1 protein-coding gene is annotated in these 3,078 nt (G+C 49.7%); it reads right to left on the reverse strand.

From position 1 onward, the window contains the following. Positions 1 to 15 precede the first annotated feature (15 nt). Positions 16 to 2,952, reverse strand: coding sequence for a DUF6543 domain-containing protein (locus tag M5B43_RS27120; protein ID WP_248752942.1), 2,937 nt, complete (start codon positions 2,950 to 2,952; stop codon positions 16 to 18). Positions 2,953 to 3,078 lie beyond the last annotated feature (126 nt).

The raw sequence follows: 3,078 nt of genomic DNA on the forward strand, positions 1-3,078 counted from the left end.
CCAACCTCTGCCGATTCAACGCGAATGATGCATAGAGTGCTCGGCGCCGATTTCCACACCAAACTTATGGTTCATCGGCATATAAAAATCTCGCACTTCGGTGTATTTCCTTCCAAAGTCGTCGGGGAGAAATACGCGAGCATTCAGTAGTTCAGTTACTTCATCGACCAGCGGGAAAAACCCATATTTCTCTTGTGTCAACACATCACCAAACATTCTTGGCCCGGTGACTTCAAAAATTTTCGTTTCATACTCTTTATAGGCTTGCTGTTCGGCCGCTGTCGAACCTTCCCTGAGGAAAGGACGATTGGCGTTAAACCAAGCCTCGTTCGCTTTATAGCGCTGGTACGACTCCTCCAAAATATTATCGAATAGCGGGTTGCCCGGATGACTGGCAAAATTACTGGTATTGAACCCCCTGAAGTCCGTCGGCTCATAAGTAACGGGTGAGTTCATCAAAATATCATGGGGTGTGGCTTTCAGCGCCACCTCCCCCACATTAAAAGTTAACGCATCATCCGTATCCAGATAGATCCCACCGTACTGCTTCATCAATGCCACGCGCATGACGTCCGAAGACGCCGGCAAGTTCTGGCCTTGCCCTGAGCGAAAATATTGATACATCTCCCCATACTTACCTGCGTTCAGCTCTTTAAAAGCCTCATCCTCTTTCAAATCATGCACTTCAAGCCCACCCACCTTGTGATCCAGTGCAGACTTTATCTTCTGAAACGCACGTGCATCATTAGCATCCACATGAACAACCGACTTATACCCAGGACTCTTCCGGGAATTCTCGATAATATTTGACAATAAATTTTCCGGCATCTCATTACCTGCCCAAAAATAGTGAATGACTTTTGGCACGTCTGTAGCGCCGGAAGGCAGCGACGGCAGCGGCGGTAATTTCAGTGTTTTATTAATAATTGAAGCCGGTGCATTTTTACTCCCGGCAGTCGCCTTGGCTTTAGTACCACTCAGCCACTTTCCTTGACCCTTACGCCAATAAAAAATGTCATTCACTTGCCCGTTCTCGTTGAGCCCACGCCAGAGGCGTGCCTCTACGTCGTACGTAACTTTTGTACCGTATTGATCTACATAAATCATGTAGTCTTTCGAGAACATTTGATGGACATCGTCCATAGGAATCGTGAATTCCTCAAGGATCTTCGGAGGCGAAACAGGCCCCATGGGGTATCCGATCTGCCCATTGACTCGCCGTGGCGGGTTGAAGATTGGGCGCCCTCGCTCAGGGGCTTGCACTGGCGTCTGGGCTACCACGTCAACACCTGCCGCAACGCCCTCACTGGCCCCCCTCTCAGTCAGCACTTTCGCGAGGGGCGCCCCCGCATGAGTGGCTAATGGCGGCACAGCGTTCAATACGCCAAAAACGATACGGTCAGCACCCGTCGCTTTACCTTTGACGACATCATCAATACCGATGCCTGCCTGGGTGACCCCGGCAGCCAGGAAGAAAATATCCAGCCCTATGGCCACTTCCGGCATAACCAGCGCCAGGGGTGTCATGAACATGGCAACCTTCGTGGCCTCTTCCACACCCTGCAGTATCTTGTTCTTGGTGTAGTCGCCATCGCTGACAATGGCATTGTCGGCATCCGAATAAGAACGCTCTTTTTGCCGAACCTTGACCGCTTCAAAAGGATCGCCACTCAACGGCTCAACGGTGATAAAACGATCCGGCACCCAGCCATTGAGCCCCGAAAGGAACGTGTTCCCTGACGCCTGCGCTTCGGACCAATTGGCCATCCCTTCCAAGGTTTGCCGCACACCATCTGAAAATGCCCTACTGGCCTGGTCCTTGAGCGAAAAATGCGACAACAATGATTCGCGCTTTACCGGATCGGTAGCTTGCTCGGCCAGCCATGTTCTCATTTGGTCCGGATTATCGAAGCGATGGATCGGCGAAGAGTTGCCCGGGATGCAAAGCAATGTCAGCTGGGTTTTGCGGTCAGTCACACACATCAAGTCGGTCGACTGAAAGCCATTGATGCTCAGCAGACCGATATCCAGATCCGGGTCCTTGACCGCAGGCGTTGTAAAATCCTGGACAGTCAGCTCGGACCATTCCTTTAGCGCAACAGGCCCCAACGCACGCTGGGCGAGAGCCGCCTCGGCAGGCTTAAGCGAGCCTTCCAAGCGTTGTAGATTGATCGCTTTAACAAAAGAGACTTTACTCAATGACGTATATGAACCGCTGTGCTTGTCCCAAAAGCTATCAAGGGTATTTTTATACAGTTTAGTCCGGTCTGTATCCCAGACTAATGTTTTAAAGTCATCAACGGGTATGGACACCTGAGTGTCCGCAGTATAAGGCGCAGCCCCCGGAGCACTCGGCTCCCGATAAATACCTTGTCGACTGTTTGCCTCCTCGACCCAGCCGTCAACTTTATTGTAAATATAAACTACCGGAGAAAAATATTTTCCGATTTTTCGAAACCACCCCTCATTATCCTCAATCGTTACATCTTGCCTGTTTTTCAACGCCACCTGTGTCAGTGTTATTTTTTCGACGACGTCTTTTTCGTCTTCCCCGTTGTCTTTAAATGTAACCAGATAGGTTTTATCGGGATCAAGATCCAATCCCCAGCGCTGCTTTATCGCGGTGGACAAGACAGTTGAAATTTCTTTTTCGGGGGTTATAAAATCGGCGGAATGCTTACTAATATAAGATTCTATATTAGCGTTTTTCTTCAATGTCGAACTTCCGTTGCTCCCCCCTCTGGAGCCACCGCTGGGCTCGGTGCCTTTCGACGTATTATATTTTCTCTGATAATCAACCACACTTGGCGGATTACAGGCTGAAGGATGTTTGAGGTGCGGTGAACCGGCGTGTGGAGAAGCCACTACCGGGAGGGTTTCGACAGGATTATCAATTGACACCTGCGGATTAACAAACGTGTTTACCAGCTGAACAGGGAACCGTATCGGCATGTAATTTCTCCATTAATTAAATCGCTCCATGCACCGCCCAGCATAATCATGTCGCCCAGAATTGCACGCTTGGAAATACTCAAAAACATGTAAATTCTTTTCGCGCGCAACATCCATCAACCAAAT

Origin of the sequence: Pseudomonas sp. MWU15-20650, assembly GCF_023242475.1 — a bacterium.
Classification (GTDB): Bacteria; Pseudomonadota; Gammaproteobacteria; order Pseudomonadales; family Pseudomonadaceae; genus Aquipseudomonas.

Coding starts and splice junctions, on each gene's coding strand:
- M5B43_RS27120 (WP_248752942.1), bottom strand. CDS start 2,952: ATGCCGATACGGTTCCCTGTTCAGCTGGTAAACACGTTTGTTAATCCG.